We start from the raw sequence: 18,956 nt of genomic DNA on the forward strand, positions 1-18,956 counted from the left end.
TTATCCGCACGTCCTGGTCCGGACCCGATCGATCCATGAGCTGCACAATTCAGATAGTGCGCCGGTGTCGCGCGGCAATCGTCATCCGCCGTTGCCCGCTGCCGGGATCAGATCGCGAGCCCGAGCTGGCGCGGTCCCTCCGTCTTGCCCTGCTGCAGGCCCGACAGGGAGACGCCGAGCAGGCGAACGCTGCGGCGGAGCGGGAACACCGTGCGCAGCAATCCCAGCGCCGTGTGCATCATCGTATCGCGGCCGGCGACCGGGGCCTCGAAGGACTGCGCCCGAGTGATCTGGACGAAATCCGAGAATTTCACCTTCAGCGTGACGGTGCGGCCGGCGACGCCCTTGGCGCTACAGGACGCCCAGACCTTGTCGATGAGCGGCGCCAGTCGCGCCTCCATGGCATCGAACTCGGTGAGGTCCTCCGAGAAGGTGGTCTCCGCCCCCACCGACTTCCGAATCCGATGGGCACGCACCTGCCGCTCGTCGATGCCGCGCGCCACCGAATGATAATAGGCCGCCGAGCTGCCGAAGGCCGCCTGCAGCTCTTCCAGGGAGCGGGCCTTCAGGTCGCGGCCGGTGAGGATGCCGAGGCGCTTCATCTTCGCCTCGGTGACGGGGCCGACGCCGTGGAACCGGCCGATGGCCAGATCCTCGACGAAGCTAGGGCCCATCACGGGCGTGATCACGAACAGCGCGTCGGGTTTGCGGAAGTCCGAGGCGACCTTCGCGAGGAACTTGTTGTAGGAGACGCCGGCCGATGCCACGAGACCGGTCCGCGCGAGGATCTCCGCCCGGATCACCCGCGCCACCTCGGTGGCGGTGGCCAGCCCCTGCAGGTTCTCGGTGACGTCGAGATAGGCCTCGTCGAGGGCCACCGGTTCGATGATCGCGGTATGCTGGGCAAAGACCGCGCGGATCTCTTCGGAGATCGCCCGATAGACCTCGAAGCGCGGCTTGACGAAGACGAGGTCGGGGCACAGGCGCCGGGCCGTGACGGAGGGCATGGCCGAGCGCACACCGAAGGCTCGCGCCTCATAGCTGGCAGCCGCCACCACGCCGCGCTCGCGCGACCCGCCGACCGCCAGGGGCCGCCCTCGCAGAGCCGGATCGTCGCGCTGCTCGACGGATGCGTAGAACGCATCCATGTCGATATGGATGATCTTGCGGACGGGGGCAGTGTCGGCAGGGCTCGACATCGGATCGGGCTGTCACATCGGTGCACGGGGCAGCAGGCAGGCAACGCGTTCGGCCTTTGTTCCTCGCGATTTTCAGCCCTCGGGTCAACCGGCGACGAGGATCCGGCCTTTGCCGGCGAGCCATCGAACCGAACCGGTTTCAAGACGCATGACGTGTTTCGTCCGCCCGCAGGGTCCGCTCCCACGCAGGAGCGCATCGTTATAAACGGGATGATCCGGCCGGTGGGCTGAGTAATCGCCCCCCGCCCGACTGGTTCGACGCATAAGCAATCTACGTGATGGAAGAAGATGACGTTGACGGCATCATGGTTCCATCCGTTTCACAACGGGGGAAGGGAGTAGACATGATGCCGAAGCGGACGCTCTGCAGCCGGCGTATCCTGGTGGTGGAGGACGAGTACTTCCTGGCCGACGAACTGTCGCGCGGTTTGTCCGATGCCGGCGCCGAGGTGCTCGGTCCCATCGCCACCCTCGAGGGCGCCCTCGCCCTCCTCAAAGGCCCGATGCCGCCCGACGCCGCCATCCTGGACGTGAATCTCGGGGGTGACGAGGTTTACCCGGTGGCCGACGCCCTCCGTGCCCTCGACGTACCGTTCCTGTTCACCACCGGCTACGATCTGGCGACGATCCCGAACCGATACGCATCCGCCCGGCGGCTGGAGAAACCGGTGAGCAATGCGGCGGTCTTTCGGGAGCTCGACCTCATCCTCGGCGACCGGGCATCCCGGCCGGACGCGGACGGATAGGCCGCGCACCGCCGGCTCGTCCCCTCGACGTCGATCGGTCCGTCTCGAGAGAAAGCGGTGCCCTGGAGATCGGAACGATGCGTATTCGGCGTTCGACACAAGTATAAATTGATTCAGCGAGCCCTGTCGCGGAAAGATTGATGACATTCGCGCTGGCGAGCGAAATTGAGTACGCTGTCGGTGTTCCTGGCTGCTTCGACCTCGAACGAACGACGAGCACCCAAGAGAGATGACCCTCACGGAGTCACCGGATGCGTTGGCCGGCCTCGAAGAGGTCCTGATCACCGACGCGTTGCTGAGGCGTCCCGTACGGCCTCCCGACTACGAGGCGGAAGCCCATGCGCTGGCCGAACTGGCCCAGGCGCTGGCCGTCCGGCCGGACACGGTCCTGCAGCGCCTGGCGGATCTCGTCGTCGAGATGGGCATGGCCGAGTCGGCCGGCATCAGCATTCTCGGGTCGGGAGAGCCGACGAAAACCTTCCACTGGCCGGCAATCGCAGGACCATGGGCCGCCCATATGGGCGGCTCGATCTCCTTCGACGAGAGCCCCTGCGGACTCGTGGTGAGCCGCAATATTCCCCTGCTGCTTTCCCGCCCCCATACCCGCTTCCCGGCCGCCCGTGTCGAGCCGCTGATCCGGGAACTCCTGCTGGTGCCGTTCCGTGCCGGCGATGAGCCGGTCGGTACGCTCTGGGCCGGTATCCATGACCCCGATCGCGGCTTCGACGGCGAGGATCTCAGGCTCCTCACTCGGCTGACGCACTTCGCCTCCGCCGCTTACGCCATGACCGGCGCCCTCGATGAGGCACGGGCCGGCAGGAGCGAACTGGAGCAGCGGGTCATGGACCGTACCCGCGCCCTGACGGAAGCCCATGACGCACTCCGCAAAACCGAAGCGTGGCATCGTGCCGAACTGGAACGGGAGGTGAGGGAGCACACGGCCGAGCTGAAGCTGAGCCGTGACCTGCTGCAGGCTACGCTGGACAGTTCCATGGACATGATCCAGGTCTTCGAGGCTGTCCGGGACGCTTCGGGCGAGATCGTCGATTTCCGCTGGCGGTTGAACAACCACACGTCGGAACGGCACCTCGGCGAGGTGAGGGGACAAAGCCTCCTCGAACGCAGTCCGGGCGTGGTTCAGGAAGGGACCTTCGAGGCTTTTCGGCAGGTCGTGCAGACAGGCCGGTCCTCGGTCGCCGAACGCCGCTACGCACACGAGCGGGGAGACGGCTGGCTCTACCAATCGGTGGTGAAACTCGGCGACGGCGTGGCGACCACCGCCAAGGAGATCACCGCCTGGAAGGCGGCTCAGGAGGAGATCCTGCGGCTGCAAGACGAGGTCGCGCAAACGAAACTGGAGGAGAGCGAGGCGATGTACCGCCATCTGTTCAACTCCATCGACGAGGGCTTCTGCATCGTCGAGATGATCTTCGACGACCGGCAGCGTCCGGTCGATTACCGGTTCCTCTCCGTCAATCCTGCATTCGGTCACCAGACCGGGCTCGGCGACGCCGTCGGCCGGACGATGCGGGAGTTGCTCCCCGGGCTCGAGGCGAACTGGTTCGAGACGTTCGGCCGGATCGCCCTGAACGGCGTGGCGGAACGGTTCGAACGCCGGTCGAGCGCCATCGGGCGCTGGTACGACGTCTATGCCTTTCGCGTCGGCACCACCGAACAGCAGCGGGTCGCCATCCTGTTCAAGGACATCCAACCTCGCAAGCGCACCGAGGCGGCCCTGCGGGAGAGCGAGGAGCGCTTCCGTGCCTTCGTCACCGCCAGTTCGGACGTCGTCTACCGGATGAGCCCGGACTGGTCCGAGTTGCAACGGCTGGAGGGACGCGCCTTCCGGAGCGCCACGGACCAGCCGAACAAGACCTGGCTCGACCGCTACATCCGCCTCGGCGACCAAGCGGAGGTCCGCGCCGCCATCGACCGGGCAATCGCGACGCGATCAATCTTCGAGCTGGAACATGCGGTGATCCGCAGCGACGGGTCGCTCGGCTGGAGCCTGTCCCGTGCCGTGCCGACGCTCACGGAGTGGGGCGAGATCAAGGAATGGCTGGGAACGGCCAGCGATGTGACGGCGCGCAGGAAAGCCGAGACGGCGTTGCGCGAGAGCGAGGAGCGCCTCAGCCAATTCGGCGAAGCCTCTTCCAACGTGCTCTGGATGCGCGACGCCTCGACCTTCCAGTGGGTCTATCTCACGCCTGCCTTCGAGACGATCTACGGTCTCGACCGTGCGACGGCAGTCGCCGGCGACCACATGACCAGCTGGGTCGAGCTGATCGTGCCGGAAGACCGCGAGCGTGCGGTCGAGAGCCTGCAACGGGTCCGGACGGGCGAGAGCGTCACCTTCGAGTATCGCGTCAGGCGGCCCAGTGACGGCGGCATCCGCTGGCTGCGGGACACCGATTTTCCCATGCGCGACGCGGCCGGTGCCGTGTGCTGGATCGGCGGCGTCGGCCGGGACATCACCGAGGAGAAGGAGACGGCCGAGCATATGAGCGTGCTCGTGGCGGAGTTGCAGCACCGCACCCGCAATCTCATGGGCGTGGTGCGCGCCACCGTCGACAAGACCCTGCGCAACAGCACGGATCTCGCCGATTTCCGGGCGCGCTACGGCCCGCGCCTGGCGGCCCTCGCCCGTGTGCAGGGATTACTGTCCCGCCTCGCCGAGGGTGAGAGAGTCAGTTTCGACGAGTTGATCCGGAGCGAAGTGGCCGCGCTCGACGGCGGGGCCTCCCGCGTCAGCATGATCGGGCCGGCGGCGATCGCGCTGCGCTCCTCGACGGTCCAGATCTTCGCCCTGGCCCTGCACGAACTGGCGACGAATGCGCTGAAATACGGGGCGCTCGCGCAGCGGCAGGCACGCCTCGAAATTCGCTGGCACGTGGAGTATCCCAGACCGGAAGATGGCCCATGGCTGCATGTGGACTGGCGTGAGCACGGCGTGCGGATGCCATCGCGGGATGATCAGCCGCAGGGAGGCGGCTCCGGCCGCGAACTAATCGAACGGGCATTGCCCTACCAACTCGGGGCCAGAACAACCTACGTGATGGAAGCCGACGGCATTCACTGCACCATTGCACTTCCCGTATCGGAACGCACGATCCGCCAGAAGGACACCGATGCCGCACAGCATATTCCAAGGCCGACGCATCCTCGTCGCGGAGGATGAGTATTTTCTGGCGGACGAGTTGCGGCGCGAATTGCAGGATGCCGGAGCTGAAATGCTGGGCCCGGTCGCCTCCGTGCGGAGCGGCCTCCAGATCCTGGAGGCACGTACGAAGCCGGATGCAGCAAGTCTGGACGTGAATCTCGGGGGCGAGTGCGTCTACCCGCTCGCGGACGTTCTGATCGCCCGATCCGTGCCGTTCGTCTTCACGACGGGCTACGACCAAGGCGTCATCCCGGACGCCTACGCCCATGTTCTCCGCCTGGAAAAGCCGGTCGAGCCCGAAACGGTGCTTGCCGCGATCGGGACGCTCCTCAAGGCTTGACGGCGGCACCCGTGCAAGGTCTTGCTTTCATTTCCAGGGGGGTCAATGAGAAGCTCCCCGAAAACTTAACACAAGTAAATTATTGTGTGTGGGCAATTCTCTATTCGTGCTCTGCGCACGACGAGGAAAGCATGCCGCAACATCTCCTTCGCAAGCTTGAGCACTTCACCAAGCTCTCGCATGACGACCGGCAGGCCTTGGAAATCGCGGCCAGCAAGCAGCGGATTTTTGCAAAACACTCCGATATCATCAGCGAAGGTGACGATCCTCATCACGTCAACCTGATCTTGGAAGGGTGGGCCTGTCGCTACAAGCAGCTCGACGATGGCCGGCGTCAGATCATCTCCTTCTTCGTGCCCGGCGATCTCTGCGACAGCCACGTCTATCTCCTGCGCGAGATGGACCATTCCATCGTTGCCCTCACCCCCGTCAAACTGGCGGAGATCTCGCGCGCCGCGCTGGAACAGATCGCCAACGACAATGTGCGGCTCACCAAGGCACTCTGGTGGGACACCCTGGTGACGGTCGCGGTCCAGCGCGAATGGACGGTCAATCTCGGCCAGCGCACGGCCTTCGAGCGCGTCGGTCATCTCCTCTGCGAACTCTTCCTGCGCTTGCAGAGCGTCGGCCTGACGGAGGGCACCACCTGTGACCTGCCGCTGACGCAGGTGGAACTGGCGGATGCGCTCGGGCTCTCGAACGTGCACATCAACCGCACGCTGCAGGAATTGCGACGCGCCGGCCTGATCGTGCTGAAGGGTGGGCGCCTGACCATTCCCGACTTTCTTGCCCTGCAGAGGGCATCCTTGTTCAATCCGAGTTATCTTCACCTCGACCACGAAGGCCATCATTTCGATGCCAACGGATCGATGTGATCCTGAACCGGTTCTGCCTCAAGCATGCCGTGGAGCTGCGATGACGATGGGATCCAACCCGAGGGACACAGAAGAGCAGGTGGTGCTGCTGGCCGAATTGCAGCACCGAGTGCGCAACACGCTGGCGACGATGCGCATGATCGCGCGGCGTTCGGCCGAATTCAGCGAGAGCCTGGAGGATTACACCGCGCATCTCGACGGGCGGTTGGCCGCCATGGCCCGGGTGCAGAACGTCATCATCCAGAACCCCTTGGCCGGGGTCGATCTCGACCGCCTCGTCACTGACGAACTCACCAGCGCGCTCGCCTACCAGGATGGACGCACGCAGGTCGACGGACCGGACCTGCGGCTGCATCTGCGCGCGGCCGAACCCCTCGCGCTCGCGCTGCATGAGCTTTCGACGAACGCCCTCAAGTTCGGGGCCCTGTCTACGCCAGGGGGCGGCCTGGCCGTGACATGGCGGATCGAGGAGCGGAAAATCGAGGAGCGGGATGGCGGCCCCTACCTCGTGTTCGACTGGGTGGAGCGTGGCGTGCCGCTGGACGAGCGCGAGCCCCGCCGCAAGGGCTTTGGCACGGTGGTTCTGGGCGAGATGCTAGCGCACAACCTGAAGGCCGAGGCGAGCTTCACCTTCACGCCCGACGGCTTACGCTACCGTATGGCGATGCCCCTCACCAGCCGGACCCTGCAGGGGGACGCCGTCCCCCTTTCGCTCCCCGAGAAGAAGGATGGGCACCCTTAGCAGGGAATCGATGCCGTCTCGACGATGCCTGCTCGGCACCGTCCGGAGGATCGGACCGCGTTCGCTATCAAACCTCCCCGCGGTGACGACGGGTGGTCAGAAGCTGCCGCTCAGGGGCACGGGTGGGGACCGGTCGGCATCCTCGTCCCGCTTGCCCGAATTCAGCATATCGTCCAGCATCGACAGGAGGTCGAGGAGTTCCAGCTTCCCCTCATGCGATATGTCGGCGGCCTTCACGCGTCGCTGGATCGTGGTTCTGACGCTCGACAATGCCTCGTGGTAGCCCTCGGCGCGTTCGGTACTCATGATCGGTTCCCTGCTCGGCGACCATGGCGAGATAGGGCAATGGGCCGAGGCGCCCATCCCTCCCGCCTCCCCGATCAGAGGCAGGAATCCGGCGCGGCCTCGAGCCTGCCATCAGAAATCGCGGACAGGAACGCCCGGTAATCCGCCTCGTTCTGATCTCCGTAGGCGTGCGCCCAGTCCGCGAAGGCCTCGCGCAGATCCGCCCGCCCGTCATGACCGCAATAGCCGGCGATGGCGGCCGCATCACCCGTACGGGCATGCGCCCGAGCGAGGAGGGCGCCGTAGGCGTGGGAGAAGTACAGCAAGGGCTGCCCTGCCATCCTGGCGATGGGAATCTCCCCCTTCATGTTCTTCATCTGGCGGACATAGAACGGCCGGTCGTCGATCGACGTCCAACCGAGCAGGGGGTCTCCCACCGCCTGCAGGAGCTTCTGCCCGTAGATGACGCGCTCGCCCTCGTGGCTCGCATAGGGTTCGGGCATGCCGGTCAGATAGGGCGCATGGGCCGGGCGAACGGCCTCCTTGACCTGAAGGAAGAGCGCGTCCTGATCGGAATTGCCGCAGAGCAGGGCGACGTAGGCGCGGGTTCCGACACTTCCGACACCGACCACCCGGTGGGCCACATCGACCACGTGATAGCGGTTGAGCATGAAGCGGCGCTCGCGCGGCAAGGTCTCGGCATAGCGTTCGAGGCCCGAGGTCACCTTCTGGCGCGTCTCGTCGTCGACGCGCATGAGGATCGGCGGCTCCTCGCTGAAGCGCCAACTGCCATCCGTGCGTCGCTCGCCGACCCGGTCGAGCAGGCTCTTGTTGTTCTTGCGGCGCGCCTTCTCGACGGCCTTGCGCACCACCGTCTGGGATTGCGCGTCGATCTCGATACCGGAAAATTCGAGCTGGTCGGCCCGCGCCGCCCGCTGCCACACGTCGAGGGAACCACGGGGCGCCAGATCGTCCATGGTATGCTGATACCCGGCAACGGCCGCGAGCACGGCCGCTCGCCGCTCCACGGCCCGTACGCCATCGTCGCGCGCCGCCACCTCGATGCTGGCGCAGAGCCGTTTCAGGTCCCATTCCCAGGGCCCGATCGTCACCTCGTCGAAATCGTTGAGATCGAACACCACCTCGCCCTGCGGTGTCCCGAACAATCCGAAATTCGAGATGTGGGCGTCGCCGTTCATCACGACGTCGATCGTCCCGTGCGGTCCTTGCGCCAGGTCCCAGGCCATCACATGCGCTGCGCCGCGCAGGAAGGCGAACGGGGAGCTCGCCATGCGGGCGACCCTGAGCGGGATCAGATGGGCCTGCCTGCCATCATGAGCGCCCTCGATCAGCGAGACCGGATCGGGACGGTCGGAGCCGATGTCGAGAGAGGCATGGACCGCGTGAGGCACTTTCCCCCGCAAGGTCTTGCCGGCGGCCCGACGCTTCTCCCAGGGCTCTACCCCGGTGCGGAGATCGATATGGGGGAAGTCCGCCAACGGTTCCAGGACAGCGTCCGGCCCAGTCTCGACGGCATCGTTCGGCTCGGCGTGTATGACGTCGGAAACATCCGTCGATCGATCCAAGTCGCGATCCTTCTCAAAGCGATGGATTAGAACGGGGGTGGATCGCGGGCAACACGATGCCGGCAGCTTTTGCATTCATTCGACATCTCACGAAACACATCATCGCGAACAGTCTCGAACAGAGTCGCGAAGAGAAGACATCAGCGATGGGAAAGACCGAGGCGGGCGGATGGGCCGCCCGTCACTCCACCTCGCTCACGGGTCGGTCGACCGTGCGGCGCATGCTTTCCCGCCCATGGATGACATGATGTCGGACAGAAGAAACGTAGCGTTGGAAGCTCAGCGAAGAGTTCCCGGCTCCTGTCAAAGCCAACAGCCACGAAGGCCGGGTCAAAGTGCGCGTACATCCGGCGTCACCCTGTCCCGGCATCGTGGCCGTCTCCGATGAAGCGACGAGGTCGCGATCGGTATGTCCCCTAGATGGGGGCAATATAGTTAATAATCAATGATCACCGTGCCGGATCGCGGTTACTCCGCGGCCTCGACCTTTGCGTCGTCCTCGTCGAGGATGCTTTCCAGATCGCCGGTGAGCGCGTCCAGCTGCTCGGCGGTCGCCACGATCTTGAACTTGGTCCCGTCCTCGGCTTCCACTGCGATCTCGACGTGGTCGCCAACCTTCGCCGCGAGGGCCTGTTTCAGGGTGTAGGTCGTGGCCTTGTCATTCGCTGCCATGAGGGTCTCCTTGTTCGGCAGCGGCCAACGCATCAATGCGCGGAAAAGCCCCGGCGCCCGACGGGTTTCGGGGGCTTTTCGTGTGCGACTTAGTGGCCCGCTTCCCCGGCCACCGGCTATAGCCGGTACTCCCGACGCTACAGAAGGCATCTCGTGCCGCAGGTTCGAGGACAGAGCCTTCGAGCGTCGAGTAACGCCCAAGATGGGACCCTCGCGCCCGGTTCCTACGTTTCACCCTCTAATGGACAGCGAACCCGGAGATCCATGGCGTGGCGCACGAAACCGGCTATCCACCTCTGAATACCCTGAAACAGGTTGCCGATGGCGTCTGGATCGTGGACGCGGCCCCCATCCCTGCGGGCGGGATACCGTTGCCGATCCGCATGACGGTTCTACGGTTGGCGGGCGGCGAACTGCTCCTGCACTCGCCCATCCCGTACAATCCAAGCCTTCAGCGCGGCTTGGAGGAACTCGGCCGCATCGGTCATCTCGTGGCCCCGAGCGTCGGCCATTGGATGTTCCTCCGGGATTGGCAGGCGGCCTGTCCGAACGCGATCACCTGGGCGGTCCCGGGACTCGAGGATCGTGGCCAGGTTCGCCGCTCCGGTGTCCGGATCGACGCCGAGCTCGGGAACAGACCGCCCCGCCTCTGGGCCGACGAGATCGACCAGGTGCTTGTCGCCGGCCCCGTGTTCAAAGAGGTCTGCCTCTTTCACCGACCGAGCGGCACGCTTCTCCTCACCGACCTCATCATCAACCTGCGGGCGGATGATCTGTCCGCCGTGCCGCGGTCCCTGGCCCGCATGCTCGGGATCGTCTCCCCCGACGGAAAGGCGCCGCTCTATCTCAGGCTTCTTCTGCGCGCGAACCGTAGCGAGGTCGCGCGAGCGGCCGAACGTCTGGTGGGATTCGAGCCGGAGAGAGTGATCTTCACGCACGGCGAATGGTTCGACCGTGACGCGGCCGCGAAACTGCGCCGCTCGCTCTCATGGCTTCTGGGACCCGACAGCGGCAGCGGGCGACTTCTGTCCCGGCCGAGCGGCCCATCTTCCGTCGCTCCATGGCCCCGGGCCGTCCTCGCCGGCGCGGCCCTTGTCGGCGTCGCCGCGCTCGTTGCGTGGGTCAGACGAGGGCGCCGCCGTTCCTGAAACGGAGAGGGCCCGGCGGAACCCCGCCGAGCCCTTCACGCGCTGCAACGCCGGGACGGTCAGCCGCGTTGACCGCCCATCATCGCCTGCATCTTGGTCAGCTGGGAAATGTGGAGCCGGATGAGCGGGATGGCGCCCTGGGCAATGCGGCGGAGCTGGGGATCTTCGCCGCTCTCGGCGTAGGAGCCATGAATGGCATAGGCTTCCTGGTGGCCTTGCAGCGAGGCGCTCACGAAGGCCGCATCATATTGCGGGCCCGGCTGGGTCGCGGCAAGCTGCGAGAGGAGCTGAGCCTTCTGCTCGTCCGTGGTCATGCCGCCAGGCGGAGGGGCCCCCAGCGCACCGCCGGCGACACCGACAGCGGCGCCGGCCACCCCACCCGCGACAGCCAGAGGCGCCGCGACGAGTCCCCCGATGAGACCTCCGGGGCCGGGAGGGCCGCCTGCCGCCGCGGAGGCCAACCCCTCCGAATAGGGAGCCAATTTGCGGGACAGGTTTACCTGCTCGACCACCTCCGCGCGGGAGAACTTCTTCACCCGAGGGTTCGTCGTCTTGTCGAACGCATCACGCGCCGAGTTCTCGAGAAACAAGCCGCCCTTGGTCGCCATGTTGAGGTAGACCGGGGCGGGCATGCCACCACCGGGAACAGGCTGGGCCGCCGCGGTGCGGGTGACGGCAAGGGAAGCGGTGGCCGTGAGCATGCCAAGTACGAAGGCGCGACGATGCATTGCAGTGCTCCGAGTGCTTGAGGGGGCACCTCGCCGATGTAGCTTAGCTTTAGGTGCTCAGCCAAAAACCATGCTGATCAAGCAATGTTCCAAGAATAAATGGCGACATCGCGTCAATTATAGAAGGTTTATAGCAAATATCAATCATCGCACGATATTTGGGGTCCCGGATCAAATAGCCTGATACAGCGATTGTTGCGCTCAAGCTTTCCGCCGCAGCCCTTCATCGGGCTTCGCCCTCTTGGACCGGGCTCATGGCGCCCTACCTTGCGGCAATGACACAGCCTCCAGACGACAACCTCGACCACCGCGCCCTCGGCTACTACGCCCCCGGCAAGGGATTGAGGCGCGAGGATTGCCCCTATGCCGAGGGCACCGAGGCGCATGCGGAATGGATCGCCGGATATGATGCGGCGGTCAGGGAAGGCGAGGGCGGCAAAGCTTGAAGTGGGAAGGCTTGAAGTGGGAAGGCCTGAAGCGGCAAGGTCTCGGCAAGTCAGCCTCGATAGTGTCAGCCTCAGCGAGGCCCCGTCTGAGCGTGACGAGGGGCCTCACAGGCCCCTCGCACTGTCCCACGGGCTTACACCCTGTCGGCCACTGTCAATCGTAAGGCTCGAAATCGGGCCCAGAGTGCCGAAACCCGACCGGACGAGGACCATAAGGGCGATGGTCGTAGACGCGCTCCCGGTCCACGATGACCTCCCGAACCACCGGACGCGGCCGATAGACGGCCGGCCTTTCCTCGATCACCTCGCGGACGACGCGGCGCGGCGCATAGACCGGCGGTCGCTCGATGATCTCCTCACGCACGAACCGTTGCGGGCGAACGACCTGGCGCTCGACAACCGTGCGCCGAGTGACCACGGTCGCGGGCTCATCGTAGCCGCCATAGCCGTAATCGCCGGCCTGTGCAGTCACCGAACCGACGCTCAAGCAAGCTCCCAGGGTCAGCGCAGAGAGTGCGCCCAAGGCGAGCAGTCTCATCGTCTTCTCCTTCAGTCACGAGACACGCCGCCCGAAGACGGCTTGCCCTGAAAACTCCCGGACCTTCGTTTTGGATGTGTCGGACCCGGAGAAAATCTTAAACGAAGCCGACTCTCCGTCTCGGCGGAACATCCGGGACTGGACTTCGGAACCGTAGCCATGATGCGCAGATCCCCCCACGCGTCATGAGCGCGACGCTGGTGGCGCGGACCGTAGAGCCCCCTGCGGCAGGTTCGCCGAGGCTGGAACGCGGATCGCCGCCACCGGTTCGGGTACCGGAGAATAACTCTCCGGAGCACGCGTTTCCTTGAAGGTCACCACAGCCGGGTTGCGCTTCCTGATCGCCGAAAGCGAGCCTCCCGAAGCGCGCGACGAACGCCGGAAAAGCGTCGGGCGGTCATCCGGAGAAACCTATCTCGATCTCCTGGCTCGGCTCGCACCCGGCGCGACCTGTCACCGGGTCACGCCGGCCGACGCGGACAGCGCCCTGCCGCCGGGTGAAACGCCGGGCGGCTACGATGCCGTCTTCTTCAGCGGCTCGCCGCTCGCCCTCTACGAGGAGACACCGGAAGTTCGGCGCGCGGTCGCCTTCATGCGGGCCACTTTCGCATCGGGCACCCCCGCCTTCGGCTCCTGCGCCGGCCTGCAACTCGCCACTGTCGCAGCCGGCGGAACCGTGCGACGCAACCTTCACGGCCCGGAGGCTGGCTTTGCCCGCCGCATCACCGCCACCGAGAGTGGCCGTGCCCATCCCATGCTGGCCGGCCGACCCGCCGCCTATGACGCTCCGAGCATTCATACCGACGAGGTGGAGACTCTGCCGGCGGGCGCGTCCCTCCTGGCGAGCAACCGGGGTACCACGGTCCAGGCCGCCGAGATCCGCCATGACGGGGGTGTCTTCTGGGGCGTGCAGTACCACCCCGAAATCGGCCTCGATGAGGTTGCGGGCGCCCTGCGCCGCCAGGCCGACGATCTCGTGGAGAGCGGGCTCGCCCTGTCCCCCGCCGAGGTCGAGGCGCAGGCCGCCCTGGTCGAGAACCTCCATCGCGAGCCGGACCGGCGCGACCTCGCCTGGCGGCTGGGACTCGACGATCAAGTCACCGACCCCGAGCGGCGCCAGACGGAAATCCAGAACTTCATCGACGCCTTGCTGAGGTATGGACGGTCACTGGCGCCCTGATCGCGCGTGACAGAACCCCATCCGGCAGAGCCGGCGCGGCTCGGTCTCACACCACGAAGAGGTCGTGGTGACTGAGATCGACCCCGTCGTTCAGGATGGCGAACCGGATGGCCTGCCCCGCACCGCTGCCATCCGCGTCATAGAACAGGTTTCCGGTGTCGTGATCGTAGAGGATGCGATCGTCGGCATCGGTCCTGGCCACGCTCACATCCTTGAACGCGTCGGCGGCGAGGCGACCGGGGGCCAGCGCCGTGAAGATGGCGTCGTCGAGCCGGATGCGATCCTCGCCCACGGTAAAATCGGTAAGGCGATCGATATTGTTGGCCCCGAGTGTGGTCGAGAACGCGAAGACGTCGCGTCCGGCGAGTCCCCTCATGATATCGGAACCCAATCCCCCATCGAGGGTGTTGGCGCCCTCGTTGCCGCGCAACAGGTTGTCGAACTCGTTTCCGACGAGGTGCAGACGCGACGTTCCGGTGGCGATCGCCAGTTTCAGTATCTCGATCTCCTGGCCGGCGGCCAGGGCATAGCTCGTCGACGCCACGACCGTATCGCGGCCCTCGTCGCCCGTCTCGAAGACACGGTCGGCGAGGCGGTCGACGATGTAGGTGTCGTTGCCGGCACCGCCGTAAAGGCTGTCCGTACCGCCCTTGCCGTTCAGGACGTTGTCGCCGGCATTGCCGCGCAGCACCTGGTTGATCTCGTTGCCCACGAGCTTGAAGGCGTCCGTGGCGGCGGCGTCCCTGGCGGCCAGAAACTCGACGGACTGGCCGGTGCCGAGGGCGTAGCCGACATCCGTGAGAACCCGGTCGTAGCCCTGATGCGCGAGTTCGTAGACGCGATCGGCTTTGCTATCGACGATGTAGGTGTCGCCGCCCTTCAGGCCGTAGAGGAAGTCGGACCGGCCGCCGCCGTCGAGAAGGTTGGCGGTATCGTTGCCGACGATGGTGTCGCGCCCGCTTCCACCGATGGCGGTCTCGATCACCGTGCCCTGCGCGATGGCGATGTTGTTCGTCAGGCCGGCGACGCTGCTGAAGGCCCCCGCGCGGAGATCGACGAAGGCGGCCTTCGCGAAACCCGACAGGTCCAGGATATTGTGGCGGCCTTCGTTGAAGAGGGTCAGAACCGGCTGCGTGTTGAGGCCGAAATCGTAGATCTTCTCCAGGGGACCGGTGATCGAGCTGTTGAAGCCGTAGGTCTGCCCGCCCGAGAACGGCGTGCCGGCCGGCGACGCGGCGCCATAGAGCTGCTGGATCGCAAGGATGTCGAGCTGCATCAGCGATTGGCTGGATTTGCGGGTTTCGCCATCGGCATGGCCCCAATCCGTGCCGGCGACCGGATCGCTCGCGCGGTACTTGGCGTCATGCGCCTTGGTCCAGTCGATATAGGACATGACCGACCATTCGCGGTCGTCATAGGCACTGAATTGCTGGGTCGCCGGATCGACCTTGCCGTTGTAGCGGCCATCATGTCCGAGACCCAGCACATGGCCGATCTCGTGCACGATGGTCCCGAACCCGTATCCGGCGGCCTTGTGGAGGGAGCCCGACAGGTCGAACCCATGCTTGCTCGTATCGATCGAGACCACGACCTGACTCTGAGGCGTGCCCAGGGTGCTTCCGCTGCCGCGTGAACTCGTGTTGCTCGTGTCGGCCCGGCCATCGTTCCCGCGATGGATCAGGACGTCGGCGGCCGTGCTCGACGAAGCCGCCACGAAACGGACATCCGCCACGCCCGACCAGGTCGCGAAGGCCCGCAGGACGGTGGCCTGCTCGTTCGCGGAGAACGACGAGTCCGGATCGAAGGCATAGGTGATGGTCGCTCCGGTTCCGGCGGTGGGCGCCCCCCATTTATGCGCTGTCCTACCCTCCCAGCCGGCGAAGCTCGCCTCCGTCAGCGTTCCGTCGGGCGAGAGCCCGTTGATGAACGAAACCTCCTCGGCCATCGTCGGAGAGACCGGCGCGCCGTTGGTCTTGAACCCGATCAGGCCTTTATCCGCATCGTAGACGTAGGTGTGGTCGCGGAAGAAATGGGCTCCCGTATTCATGAACGAGGCCGAGCCGTGGGTGGCGCGGCTCTCCCAGACGTTCGAGGGCGTATCCCCTCTCTCGTCGCCGAGGACGAAGCCGTAACTGGTCGCCGCACCGTTCGAGCCGGGAACGGTCACGGTGAATGCGCTGCCATCCGGCATCAAATGGCCCGGCTTCGTGATGCCGGGGTAATGGACGAAGGCTTCCGGCGTGCCGGTGTCGAAGAGCAGGTCCATTCCACTATGGACCGTGCCGTCGATGACGACGGAGCCGGTCGGCCAGAGCCAATCCTGCGGACTGCCCGGCAACGGCGCCGAAAGGGCCTCGTCGAGCTTCTGCACGGTCCAGCCCGCCCCCTCGTCGGCGCCGGACCAGCCGAGATGCATGCCCTCGCGATCGATCATGTAGCTATGGGCCATCTCCCCGCTCTTCATCTCGGCGAGGTTCAGGACGGCATTGTTCGCGGAGGTGAGCGTGGTCCCCTTCACATCCGTGGCGAAGCCGGTGTTGAACCCGACGCCGAGCATATGCGTCTTGGTGCCCTCGCCGCGGACGAGAGCCGTCACCGTGGTCGTCGGCACGCTGCCATCCGGCAGGGTCGCGTCGGGGAAGGCGAGGATCAGCGGAACCCAGTGCCCGGTTTCGACGATGCCGTCGCTGCTGTATGTCAGGCTCCCCTCTTGATATTCTGGATACTGCGTCCAATCGATCGGCCCGACCGCGGCCTCGACGAGCTCTTGCGGAAGGACGGTCGCCCAGGATCCGGTATCCACCTGGAAGATGCCGGTGGCGGGCGACACGTCGACCCCCGTCCCGTGGTTCGCCTCGGGGGTCGCACCGGGGGTCGAATGTGCCGCGGGCAGGGTCTGGCTCAGCGACGCGGGAACGGGCTTTCCGTCGGCCCCGGCGATGCCGACCACGGAGACATGCGCGTACATGCCGCTCTGCAGGCCGGCAGAGTCCAGCGGGCTGTAGGCCAGCTTCCCGACCGAGGTGTAGAGAGGGATGAGGACCTGAGAATTCTGAACGCCCGTCGCCATTGTATCGACCCATCACCCGCACGTCTGGCGGACTGAGCCGTTCCCGATCTTGAGATCGATCGGGAGCATGGCGACAGCCCCTGCAACATCGCTCCATGTCATCGATGAATTCTGTAAAGAAACCCGTACGGCCAGCTTTGGCGAAGACCGGTGCGACACCTCGCTGGCGCCGACCCGATATCGGGCGTCGCTGAGCCTGATCCGTCGAGGCCTCTTCGCGCGACGGCGCGGCACCGGTCGTTCGCATCGCAAGTCATCGTCCTCACCGAAGACGCTCAAAGGCCGTTGTCGTCCCCCCATCCCCGGCAACGAGAGAGTTTCGCCATACTCTCGACGCAAAAGCCGAGCTTGCCAGTCTTAGCTGGCCATTGAGGCGCGACCGGAGCACGCGTTCTTCGGTCCGCAGGGCAGGGAAGGTCCGGGATCATGATCATGGACGGTGGGATTATCGATCCGCTCGGGCATGGAACGCGGCCGCTCACCCGCCGGTCTTTCCTGGCCGGCTCGGCCGCTGGATTGAGTGCCTTGGGGCTCGCCGGCTGCGCGACATCCGACGGCCTGATCCTCGCCGAGGCGGCGAAGATCTACGGGCCGATGCCGGACGAGAAATTCCCGATCCCGGCCGCCGATATCAGCAAGGTCGACCCGAAATATTATCGCCGGACGGTTCGCTACGACACCAAGGAAGCTCCCGGCACGATCGTCGTCGATCCCGGCAATTTCTACGTCTACCGCATCGAGGGCGACGGCTCCGCCACCCGCTACGGCGCGAATGTCGGCCGCGATGGCTTCCTCTGGAGCGGCGACGCCTATGTCGGCCGCAAGTCCGAATGGGCGACCTGGACACCGCCGAAGGAGATGATCCGGCGTCAGCCGGAGGCCGCCAAATATGCCCGCGGCATGCCGGGCGGCCTGGACAATCCGCTCGGCGCCCGCACCCTTCATCTCTACCAGAACGGCGCCTATACGCTCTATACGATCTATGCCAGCAGCGAGCCCGACACGATCGGCACGGGCATCACGAGCGGCTGTGTCGGTCTGCTCAGCCAGGACATGATCCACCTGTATTCGCGGACACCGGTCAAAACCAAGGTGGTCATCCTGCCGGCGTAAGCAAACGCGCAGGAACACGCCCGGAGCGGTACTTTCGCGTCATCGTCGCGGGGACCGGCTTTGCTTCATGAGTGGGTATTCGCAGCCTGCACGCAATCAAGTGCTCGTCGTCAGAGACGGTCGCCCGGCCCGGCGGCTCCGACGATCCATTCCCTCGCATCGGGAGCTCCGCTTTGCCGCGCTTCGCGTATCCCTCGCGGCATGGTGCTCGATCGTCGGAGCGCGCCGCGAAATCGAGCCTCTAGGCCAGGCGCATGGCCACGACCCCCGCCACGATGATGACCACCGCCGCCGTTCGCGACAGGAGAAGCGGCTCCTTCAGCACGATGACGGAGATCAGCATCGCGAACAGGACGCTGGTCTCGCGCGTCGCCGCGACCAGGGGAATGGGCGCGACCGTCATCGCCCAGATCGCGATCCAATAGGAGCCGAGGGCCAGGGCTCCACCCCCGAGTCCCGGCACCATGAGGCCCCGCACGGAGCGCAGCACGTCGCGGCCCCGCGTCCAGAGCACGAAAACCGGCAGCGGGATCGCGTCGATCACGAAAAGTGCGGCGGCATAGGCGTGGGGGTCGCCCGCCGCCCGCGCGCCGAGCCCGTCCACCAGCGTGTAGCCGGAGATCAGGGCGCCGGTGAGGAGCGCGTGTGCCAGGGCCGCCCGGCTCAGGCGCTGGCCGCCGGCTTTCGCGAACGCCATCAGGGCGACCCCGGCGCAGAGGATGCCGATCCCGAGGGCGGCGAGGGGGGCCAGCGCCTCCTGCAGCACCAGGAGCGAGGCGCAGGCCGTCAGCAGCGGGGCGCTGCCGCGCGCGATCGGGTAGACCTGCCCCATATCCCCGTGCCGGTAGGCCTCGGCCAGGGCGATGTAGTAGCCGAGATGCAGCAGGATCGAACCCGCCAGCCAGGGCCAGGCGGCGGCTTGGGGCCATCCGAACCAGATCGAGGCCGGAAGCGCGAACAGCCCGGCCGAGGCCGAGATCAGCGCCATGGTGAGAATCGGCTCGAGGCGCAGCTTCGCCACCGCGTTCCAGCCCGCATGCATGAAGGCGGCGGCAAGCACCGCGCAGAAGACGGGCAGGCTCATGCCGGTGGCCATCATGAGATCTCGCGTCCGGTGAGGGCAGCGTC

General features: G+C 65.8%; 17 protein-coding genes. 9 read left to right on the plus strand and 8 right to left on the minus strand.

All coding sequences use genetic code 11. From position 1 onward, the window contains the following. Positions 1-107 precede the first annotated feature (107 nt). Positions 108-1,199: a DNA polymerase IV gene (dinB, locus tag RQI43_RS05460; protein WP_311274489.1), complete on the minus strand. Its 1,092-nt coding sequence runs from the start codon at positions 1,197-1,199 to the stop codon at positions 108-110. Positions 1,200-1,543: 344 nt separating this feature from the next. Between dinB and RQI43_RS05465 the strand changes: the two genes are divergently transcribed. The 5 genes from RQI43_RS05465 (at position 1,544) to RQI43_RS05485 (ending at position 7,062) form a co-directional block, all read left to right on the plus strand. Further along, a complete protein-coding gene (locus RQI43_RS05465; protein ID WP_311274490.1) occupies positions 1,544-1,945 on the plus strand; it encodes a response regulator in 402 nt (133 codons plus the stop codon). 229 nt (positions 1,946-2,174) lie between these two features. Beyond that, on the plus strand, positions 2,175-5,123 hold the full coding sequence (locus RQI43_RS05470; protein WP_311274491.1) for a PAS domain S-box protein: 2,949 nt from the start codon (positions 2,175-2,177) through the stop codon (positions 5,121-5,123). Then, positions 5,074-5,445, plus strand: a complete 372-nt coding sequence (locus tag RQI43_RS05475; protein ID WP_311274492.1) for a response regulator — start codon at positions 5,074-5,076, stop codon at positions 5,443-5,445. Before RQI43_RS05470 ends, RQI43_RS05475 begins: the two co-directional genes overlap by 50 nt. 131 nt (positions 5,446-5,576) lie before the next feature. Further along, positions 5,577-6,320: a Crp/Fnr family transcriptional regulator gene (locus tag RQI43_RS05480; protein WP_207411347.1), complete on the plus strand. Its 744-nt coding sequence runs from the start codon at positions 5,577-5,579 to the stop codon at positions 6,318-6,320. Positions 6,321-6,360: 40 nt separating this feature from the next. Further along, positions 6,361-7,062 (plus strand): sensor histidine kinase, encoded by a 702-nt coding sequence (locus RQI43_RS05485; RefSeq protein ID WP_311274493.1) that lies wholly within the window; start codon positions 6,361-6,363, stop codon positions 7,060-7,062. A 96-nt stretch (positions 7,063-7,158) separates the two neighbouring features. Here RQI43_RS05485 and RQI43_RS05490 read toward each other — a convergent pair whose 3' ends face one another. The 3 genes from RQI43_RS05490 to RQI43_RS05500 all read right to left on the minus strand — a co-directional run bounded on the left by RQI43_RS05490 (position 7,159) and on the right by RQI43_RS05500 (position 9,605). Further along, a complete protein-coding gene (locus tag RQI43_RS05490; protein WP_056434160.1) occupies positions 7,159-7,368 on the minus strand; it encodes a hypothetical protein in 210 nt (69 codons plus the stop codon). Between the two features lie 74 nt (positions 7,369-7,442). After that, on the minus strand, positions 7,443-8,903 hold the full coding sequence (locus RQI43_RS05495; protein WP_311274606.1) for a DUF2252 domain-containing protein: 1,461 nt from the start codon (positions 8,901-8,903) through the stop codon (positions 7,443-7,445). A 498-nt stretch (positions 8,904-9,401) separates the two neighbouring features. Then, on the minus strand, positions 9,402-9,605 hold the full coding sequence (locus RQI43_RS05500) for a hypothetical protein (protein WP_056434273.1): 204 nt from the start codon (positions 9,603-9,605) through the stop codon (positions 9,402-9,404). Positions 9,606-9,874: 269 nt separating this feature from the next. Between RQI43_RS05500 and RQI43_RS05505 the strand changes: the two genes are divergently transcribed. Beyond that, positions 9,875-10,753 (plus strand): DUF4336 domain-containing protein, encoded by an 879-nt coding sequence (locus RQI43_RS05505; RefSeq protein ID WP_311274494.1) that lies wholly within the window; start codon positions 9,875-9,877, stop codon positions 10,751-10,753. Between the two features lie 59 nt (positions 10,754-10,812). Here the strand turns inward: RQI43_RS05505 and RQI43_RS05510 are convergent, their stop codons facing one another. After that, positions 10,813-11,481, minus strand: a complete 669-nt coding sequence (locus tag RQI43_RS05510) for a DUF4142 domain-containing protein (RefSeq protein ID WP_311274495.1) — start codon at positions 11,479-11,481, stop codon at positions 10,813-10,815. A 254-nt stretch (positions 11,482-11,735) separates the two neighbouring features. On the opposite strand from RQI43_RS05510, the gene RQI43_RS05515 reads away from it, so the two are divergent. Beyond that, the gene (locus tag RQI43_RS05515; protein ID WP_244477943.1) at positions 11,736-11,927 is read left to right on the plus strand and encodes an Rmf/CrpP family protein; all 192 of its coding nucleotides are present in this window, start codon (positions 11,736-11,738) and stop codon (positions 11,925-11,927) included. A gap of 154 nt (positions 11,928-12,081) precedes the next feature. On the opposite strand, the gene RQI43_RS05520 is transcribed toward RQI43_RS05515, so the two are convergent. After that, the gene (locus RQI43_RS05520; protein WP_311274496.1) at positions 12,082-12,465 is read right to left on the minus strand and encodes a hypothetical protein; all 384 of its coding nucleotides are present in this window, start codon (positions 12,463-12,465) and stop codon (positions 12,082-12,084) included. Positions 12,466-12,772: 307 nt separating this feature from the next. Between RQI43_RS05520 and RQI43_RS05525 the strand changes: the two genes are divergently transcribed. Continuing rightward, on the plus strand, positions 12,773-13,645 hold the full coding sequence (locus RQI43_RS05525) for a type 1 glutamine amidotransferase (RefSeq protein ID WP_311274497.1): 873 nt from the start codon (positions 12,773-12,775) through the stop codon (positions 13,643-13,645). A gap of 46 nt (positions 13,646-13,691) precedes the next feature. Here the strand turns inward: RQI43_RS05525 and RQI43_RS05530 are convergent, their stop codons facing one another. Beyond that, positions 13,692-16,715, minus strand: a complete 3,024-nt coding sequence (locus tag RQI43_RS05530; RefSeq protein ID WP_311274498.1) for a M10 family metallopeptidase — start codon at positions 16,713-16,715, stop codon at positions 13,692-13,694. 432 nt (positions 16,716-17,147) lie between these two features. On the opposite strand from RQI43_RS05530, the gene RQI43_RS05535 reads away from it, so the two are divergent. Next, positions 17,148-17,828: a L,D-transpeptidase gene (locus tag RQI43_RS05535; RefSeq protein WP_056434279.1), complete on the plus strand. Its 681-nt coding sequence runs from the start codon at positions 17,148-17,150 to the stop codon at positions 17,826-17,828. Positions 17,829-18,069: 241 nt separating this feature from the next. Here RQI43_RS05535 and RQI43_RS05540 read toward each other — a convergent pair whose 3' ends face one another. Then, on the minus strand, positions 18,070-18,912 hold the full coding sequence (locus RQI43_RS05540; RefSeq protein WP_056434284.1) for an EamA family transporter: 843 nt from the start codon (positions 18,910-18,912) through the stop codon (positions 18,070-18,072). Between the last annotated feature and the right edge of the window lie 44 nt (positions 18,913-18,956).

Source organism: Methylobacterium sp. WCS2018Hpa-22, assembly GCF_031843785.1.
In the GTDB taxonomy this organism is placed as follows: Bacteria; Pseudomonadota; Alphaproteobacteria; order Rhizobiales; family Beijerinckiaceae; genus Methylobacterium.

Coding starts and splice junctions, on each gene's coding strand:
- dinB (WP_311274489.1), bottom strand. CDS start 1,199: ATGTCGAGCCCTGCCGACACTGCCCCCGTCCGCAAGATCATCCATATC.
- RQI43_RS05465 (WP_311274490.1), top strand. CDS start 1,544: ATGATGCCGAAGCGGACGCTCTGCAGCCGGCGTATCCTGGTGGTGGAG.
- RQI43_RS05470 (WP_311274491.1), top strand. CDS start 2,175: ATGACCCTCACGGAGTCACCGGATGCGTTGGCCGGCCTCGAAGAGGTC.
- RQI43_RS05475 (WP_311274492.1), top strand. CDS start 5,074: ATGCCGCACAGCATATTCCAAGGCCGACGCATCCTCGTCGCGGAGGAT.
- RQI43_RS05480 (WP_207411347.1), top strand. CDS start 5,577: ATGCCGCAACATCTCCTTCGCAAGCTTGAGCACTTCACCAAGCTCTCG.
- RQI43_RS05485 (WP_311274493.1), top strand. CDS start 6,361: ATGACGATGGGATCCAACCCGAGGGACACAGAAGAGCAGGTGGTGCTG.
- RQI43_RS05490 (WP_056434160.1), bottom strand. CDS start 7,368: ATGAGTACCGAACGCGCCGAGGGCTACCACGAGGCATTGTCGAGCGTC.
- RQI43_RS05500 (WP_056434273.1), bottom strand. CDS start 9,605: ATGGCAGCGAATGACAAGGCCACGACCTACACCCTGAAACAGGCCCTC.
- RQI43_RS05510 (WP_311274495.1), bottom strand. CDS start 11,481: ATGCATCGTCGCGCCTTCGTACTTGGCATGCTCACGGCCACCGCTTCC.
- RQI43_RS05515 (WP_244477943.1), top strand. CDS start 11,736: ATGGCGCCCTACCTTGCGGCAATGACACAGCCTCCAGACGACAACCTC.
- RQI43_RS05520 (WP_311274496.1), bottom strand. CDS start 12,465: ATGAGACTGCTCGCCTTGGGCGCACTCTCTGCGCTGACCCTGGGAGCT.
- RQI43_RS05530 (WP_311274498.1), bottom strand. CDS start 16,715: ATGGCGACGGGCGTTCAGAATTCTCAGGTCCTCATCCCTCTCTACACC.
- RQI43_RS05535 (WP_056434279.1), top strand. CDS start 17,148: ATGGACGGTGGGATTATCGATCCGCTCGGGCATGGAACGCGGCCGCTC.
- RQI43_RS05540 (WP_056434284.1), bottom strand. CDS start 18,912: ATGAGCCTGCCCGTCTTCTGCGCGGTGCTTGCCGCCGCCTTCATGCAT.